Below are 5,651 nucleotides of genomic sequence, written 5' to 3'. Positions count from 1 at the left end.
GGGAACAGCCGGTATCTGCCATCTTAACGGATATGTGGCAGCCGGCGGCAAAGCCTTCCGTCCGTAAGCAGCTAAAGAAACAGCCGGCGGCAAAAGCCGTCTGGCAGAAAACCAATCATCAACAGGAACGATAGGAGGCGGTTTATTTGAGTATCACAACAATCACGACAGAGGACCTTCGGCGCATGGAAGGAAAAGAGGGGCTGATCCTGCAGGGATGCGGCGGGGATTTGAAGGAATGGGTGGACGGGATCAATGAGATGTTCACCGACACGGGCATTTTGAAGGAAGGCAGTAAATTTGAGGATGTTTCCGCTTTCCAGTATGGGGAGCTTACCTGCCTGCTCTACCCTTTCGAGGACGTAAAGCTGGACATCGGGAAACTTGCCGTGTGGCGTTTACAGACCCAGGCGGATTTCGGGGGCACCTGGCTGTCCGATTTTGTGCCGAACCGGTTAGGCGGTTTTATCGGGGAACCTTCACCGGAGCCGGAAAAACCGGACTGTGCGCTGATAGGCCAGGATGGGAATGTCTTTAACCTGACCGGCATTGCCTCCCGGACCCTGCGCAGGAACGGCATGGCGGAGCAGGCAAAGGAAATGTCAGACCGGGTGTTTGCCTCCGGGAGCTACCATGAGGCGCTGAACATTATCGGTGAGTATGTCAATATCACGGATTCCGAAGCGGAGCCGGAACGCCGGGCTTCGGTCCGGCGGCAGATGAAAGAGGCAAAAACGGCGGAACCGGCCAAAAAGCAGAAAACGCCGAAACAGCAGGAACGGTAAGGAGGATCAGGATGGGAAAAGAAAAAGTATACGGCGTGTGGGCGGTCCGCAACGGCGCTTCTATCTTCGGCTATGCCGAGGCGTGGTGCAAGGAGGACGGAAAGCCTTTGGAATTTGATACCCGCAAGGCTGCGGAGGCTTACGCCGGGGAAATGAACAGCAGGGCCACCGCCAATGTCCATTATTACGCACAGGAGAAGGAGCCGGAGCCGGGCGCCGTCAGAAAGACTTCCGCGCAGCCGGATTTGGATGCCCGCGCCCATGAGGAAGTAACGCCGAGAAATGACGCGGCAGAAAAGCAGAACGAGATTCCCGGCAGACAGGCCATGCCGGAGGCAGACCCATTGGTGGAAATCCGCTCTGCGGTCCATAGCAACTATGCGGGCATGGTCGCCATGCTGGGCGCGGACAACCGGGTGTACCTGGGGCGTGAGGAACGCTGCCACTATCAGGATATGCAGGCGTCTTATTATGACAACCAGGACGGCTCCCTGTGCTTTGTCTGCGACCAGCCGGATATGTACTATTTCCTCTATGGGGAGGGCTGGGCGCATACCCAGGCGGAAATGCTGGAGCGCGGCCTTACCCTGGGCCAGTATGAAGAATTTGCAAGGCTCCGGGACGGCGTGCTCTCACAGTTTACGCCCCACAGGGAGATCATGTTTGCCGGACAGCCCTTCCAGGCACCGGAGAGCTATATGCGTAATGCGGAGCTTTACGAGGAAGGACAGACCGGCAATTACAATATGCTGGACGGACGCCTCAACAACGAACCGCCGGAGCGCCCCGACCTGACGGACGGGCAGACTTACGAGGAAATCCGGGAGCTTGCCCCGGAGACGCTGCCGGAGGAAACGCCGGAGAAACCTTCCCTGATGGAACGGCTGAAGGCGGAACGTTCGGAGCATGAAGCAAAACAGGCAGCGCCGTTGATGGCAGAGAGGGAACGCTGATGGGCGCGGTAAGATTTGAGGGCGTGGATATACTGGACAGCCTGGGGCAGATCATGGAGCTGCACACGCAACACTACAAGGATGATTTTGATATGGATAAAGAGCTGATCCCAAAGCTGGCTCTATCGGGAGAACCGGAGGACCGGCGCCTTCTCTGGCTGTCACGGCCCTGCGGCACCTATACCCTGCGGGAATGGGAGGTCTATCTGGAGGGCAGCCATGCAAATAATGTGTGGAAGTTTTACCATGAACAGACAAAAGACCCGGTTCTTGCCTATGCCCTCTCGATCAAAGACGTGCAGGACGGAAAAGTGGTCGGCGATATATACCCGCTTGAATATGGGGCTCATGTGGAACGGGTAAAGCTGCTGGCCTGCCCCATTGGTAAAGTGGCCGTTGTGTTTGAGGACGGAGCCAGTATCACGCTTCCTTATCAGGATCGGAGACAGCTTATGAATGAGCTGATGCCGGTACATGGGAGCCCAAAGTCGATGACCGATCTGCCAAAGGACGAGCGGGAGCTTGCCGTAATCCTGAAACGGGAACGGCTCAAACGCTCCTGCCATGCCACAAACGGCGATATAAAAGAATATATTGACAGCCTGAAAGAGAATACCTTACGCGGAAAACTCAAAGAGTCCCGGACAGCCGCCGCCCCCACTCATAAACCGCTTTCCCGAAAAAGGAGCCGGAACGATGAAAGCCGGGCATAACAAAAAATCCGTCCGGGTGGAATTCGTCATGTCCGAGCAGGATGCGGAGCTGGTAAAGGGGCGCATGGCGGAGCTCGGCATTACCAACCTGTCCGCATATCTGCGCAAGATGGCGGTTGACGGCTATATCATTCATTTGGATATGAGCGACATCCAGGAAATGATACGGCTCCTCCGTATCTGCTCCAATAACTTAAACCAGTATGCCAGACGTGCCAATGAGACCGGGAGTATTTACGCTGCTGACGTGGACGACCTTCGCACCCGTCTGGACAGTCTGTGGGATGGCATGGATAAGCTGCTGCGGGGATTTGCGAACATTTCGTAAACAGGCAGAAATGCCATTGATTTCCTCAGGCCGGCACGGTAAGATTCTAATAGAGGGGTAAATATGCTTCTCTTTGAAATACCCTTCGGGCATACCTGGATGTCCTGAAAAAACGGATATGGAATTAGGAAAGGAGGCGGACGTATGCGTCTGATTGGTAAACTGCTGGCACTTCCATTTGTAATAGTTACAGGGATTCTTTATCTGTTCTGCAAATTTCTTGTTGTGGTTTCCGGCGCTGTGCTGGGGATTCTGTCAGGGATTGTTCTTCTGGCAGCGCTGGCGCTGTTCTTCGCTGCCGGGTTCTGGCCGGGAATGTCCTGGCTGGTGATTGCGTTCCTTATCAGCCCATACGGCCTGCCGATGGCGGCGGCCTGGCTGGTCGGCATGATCGGCGGCGTAAATGGCGCCCTGAAAGATTTTATATTTGGTTAAACAGTTTCGGCGGGGCGCATTGGCAGCCCCGCCCTTTTTCTATAATTATGGCTGTCTGTTACGGCAGCTTTTTGATTGGAGGGATTTCATTGAAAGATACAACGCCAATTTATTTTCATTCTGCCACCTATGCGCATGAGCATGGGGAACTGGATCAGTACCACGCTTCCCACAAAGCAAACATTGCGTGCAGGGAGGCAATCGAACAGGCCATTGCGGACAACTACCGGGATAACCGTTTAGGCCCGGCATGTGTGCAGCAGGTATTACAGCAGTTTGATTATGGCCGGATTTTTTATGTCCTTGCCAACACGGTCCGGCAGAAAGATCACGACGGGCGCATTTCACGGGACAACAAGGCATGGGCGCAGACGGTCCCGGTCTGTGAAGATAAGGACGGTTTCGGATATGACCGGAATGTTTACTTTGTTGTAGACCGCTGCAATCCCGGACTTACCGACCTGTTTCTCTCCCAGGCCAGACGGGAATGTACGCCGGTCCAGGAACAGAAACCGTCCGTGCGTGACAGCCTGAATAAAAACGCCGGACAGCAGGCAGCGCACAGTAATAAAACAAAAGTGAATAAAGAACAGGCACGGTAACACAGCCAATTTTTCATTAAGGGGGTGAAGGGATGGCAACTACCCGGCTCATGCCGCTGCATGTTGGAAAAGGCCGGGATATTTCCACGGCCATAGCGGACATCATTGACTATGTAAAGAATCCGCAGAAAACCGATTTTGGGAAATTCATTTATGGTTATGAGTGCGACACCCGGACCGCTGATGCGGAGTTCCTTTTATCCAAACGGCAGTATGCGAACCTGACCGGAAGAAGCCGGGGCGCGGATGATGTGATTGCCTACCATCTCCGGCAGGCATTTAAGCCGGGTGAGGTCACGCCGGAAGAAGCCAACCAGATCGGGCGGGAGCTGGCATTGAAACTGACGAAGGGAAACCATGCTTTTGTTGTCTGCACCCATGTGGATAAACACCATGTCCATAACCACATCATCATAAATTCTACCACGCTGGACTGCCAGAAAAAATTCCGCAACTTCTGGGGCTCTACATGGGCGATCCGGCGCATGAATGACAAGCTGTGCCTGGAGCATGGGCTTTCCATTGTAGAGAATCCGAAACCCAGCCGGGACCATTATGGCACATGGATGGGAAGTCAGAAACAGCCTTCCCACCAGGAGCAGCTACGACAGGCTATCGACGCAGCCCTGGAAGAAAAGCCGAAGGACTTTGAAGAACTTTTGAAAAAGCTGGAGGCGGCTGGGATTGAAGTCAACCGGGAGCGAAAGCACCTTCGTTTTCGCCTGTCACCTGATGATAGATATACCCGGTGTGACACACTGAAAGGCGACTATACCGAGCAGGCCATCAAAGAACGGATCGCCGGCACACGGACGGCAAAGCCGCGCCGTACTTCTCCCCAAAAGCCGGTTTCCAAAGTCGGGCTTCTGGTGGATATTGAGGCGGCAATCCGTTCCGGCAAAGGTCCGGGATATGAACGCTGGGCGAAGGTGTTCAACTTAAAACAGCTCTCCCAGGCGGTGATCTGGCTCAAAGAGCATGGCGATATGAACTATGAGGATTTGCAGAAAAAATCAGATATTGCTACTGCTAATTTTAATGCGCTGTCGGTACAGATCAAGGAGCTGGAATCGCAGATGACCGCCAACGGGGAACTGCAGAAACAGATCGTCAATTATGTCAAGACGCGGGCGGTCTATGTGGAATACCGGAAAGCCGGGTACAGCAAAAAATTCCGTGCGGCGCATGAGACGGAAATCCTTCTGCATCAGGCGGCGAAGAAACACTTTGATGGGCTGGGGATCACAAAGCTGCCTTCCGTCAAATCTCTGCGGGAGGAATATGCCGGACTTATGGAGCAGAAACGGAAAGCCTATTCTGCCTATAAGCAGGCCAGGGCGGATATGAAGGAGCTTTATAATGTCCGGGCGAACGTGGAGCACCTGCTGGATATTCCCACTGGGCGGGAATCGCAGAGAGACACGCAGAAGTTACGGCAATAGGTTTCCTTCCGCTTTCGGTTTTCAGCGTTCCAACGGAACGCGCAGCCATCACCGCAGGTGATGATCTCAGGGGTTTGGGGACATGTCACCAACAAGCATTTAGCAGGAATTCCGGAAACGGAAATCCTGCTAAATACACAATCTTACGTAAGATTGCATTGCTTGCCAGTAGTTTTAAGAGTCTTTGGCAGAGGATCTGTTTACAGTTGCCGCATTGATAAACCTTTGATAACTGCCTATAATAGAGTTATTATTTTGAACTGCTATAACAGAGAAATGCAAAAAAATAAAATTTTTTGCTCGTTGTAACATTTCGCGGACATTTGCCTGTTATACTATCTGAAAAAGATAAGGGGGATTGATATGGCAGCAGTAAAGACAGTATCTTTAACA

At 53.1% G+C, this 5,651-nt stretch carries 7 protein-coding genes; all 7 read left to right on the top strand.

Annotated elements, in window-relative coordinates:
- Positions 1-146: 146 nt before the first annotated feature.
- The 7 genes from ACTO17_RS19375 to ACTO17_RS19345 all read left to right on the top strand — a co-directional run bounded on the left by ACTO17_RS19375 (position 147) and on the right by ACTO17_RS19345 (position 5,258).
- The gene (locus tag ACTO17_RS19375; protein WP_482559074.1) at positions 147-785 is read left to right on the top strand and encodes a hypothetical protein; all 639 of its coding nucleotides are present in this window, start codon (positions 147-149) and stop codon (positions 783-785) included.
- An 11-nt stretch (positions 786-796) separates the two neighbouring features.
- On the top strand, positions 797-1,738 hold the full coding sequence (locus ACTO17_RS19370) for a DUF4316 domain-containing protein (RefSeq protein WP_482559073.1): 942 nt from the start codon (positions 797-799) through the stop codon (positions 1,736-1,738).
- A complete protein-coding gene (locus ACTO17_RS19365; protein ID WP_482559072.1) occupies positions 1,738-2,451 on the top strand; it encodes a hypothetical protein in 714 nt (237 codons plus the stop codon). Before ACTO17_RS19370 ends, ACTO17_RS19365 begins: the two co-directional genes overlap by 1 nt.
- A complete protein-coding gene (locus ACTO17_RS19360) occupies positions 2,435-2,779 on the top strand; it encodes a plasmid mobilization protein (RefSeq protein ID WP_004083349.1) in 345 nt (114 codons plus the stop codon). Before ACTO17_RS19365 ends, ACTO17_RS19360 begins: the two co-directional genes overlap by 17 nt.
- A gap of 144 nt (positions 2,780-2,923) precedes the next feature.
- A complete protein-coding gene (locus tag ACTO17_RS19355; protein WP_160275153.1) occupies positions 2,924-3,214 on the top strand; it encodes a CD1845 family protein in 291 nt (96 codons plus the stop codon).
- Between the two features lie 89 nt (positions 3,215-3,303).
- Entirely contained in the window at positions 3,304-3,816 is a 513-nt protein-coding gene (locus tag ACTO17_RS19350) for a DUF3849 domain-containing protein (protein ID WP_160275152.1), read from the top strand.
- 32 nt (positions 3,817-3,848) lie between these two features.
- A complete protein-coding gene (locus ACTO17_RS19345; protein WP_289805122.1) occupies positions 3,849-5,258 on the top strand; it encodes a relaxase/mobilization nuclease domain-containing protein in 1,410 nt (469 codons plus the stop codon).
- Positions 5,259-5,651: the final 393 nt, after the last annotated feature.

The organism is Petralouisia sp. (assembly GCF_056822245.1).
Note: the sequence above shows the minus strand (reverse complement) of the source record. Positions and strands in the feature narration are given on the sequence as shown.

Bases quoted from the DNA above. Each gene is read 5' to 3' on its own strand.
- ACTO17_RS19345 (WP_289805122.1), top strand. From the start codon at position 3,849: ATGGCAACTACCCGGCTCATGCCGCTGCATGTTGGAAAAGGCCGGGAT.
- ACTO17_RS19370 (WP_482559073.1), top strand. From the start codon at position 797: ATGGGAAAAGAAAAAGTATACGGCGTGTGGGCGGTCCGCAACGGCGCT.
- ACTO17_RS19355 (WP_160275153.1), top strand. From the start codon at position 2,924: ATGCGTCTGATTGGTAAACTGCTGGCACTTCCATTTGTAATAGTTACA.
- ACTO17_RS19365 (WP_482559072.1), top strand. From the start codon at position 1,738: ATGGGCGCGGTAAGATTTGAGGGCGTGGATATACTGGACAGCCTGGGG.
- ACTO17_RS19360 (WP_004083349.1), top strand. From the start codon at position 2,435: ATGAAAGCCGGGCATAACAAAAAATCCGTCCGGGTGGAATTCGTCATG.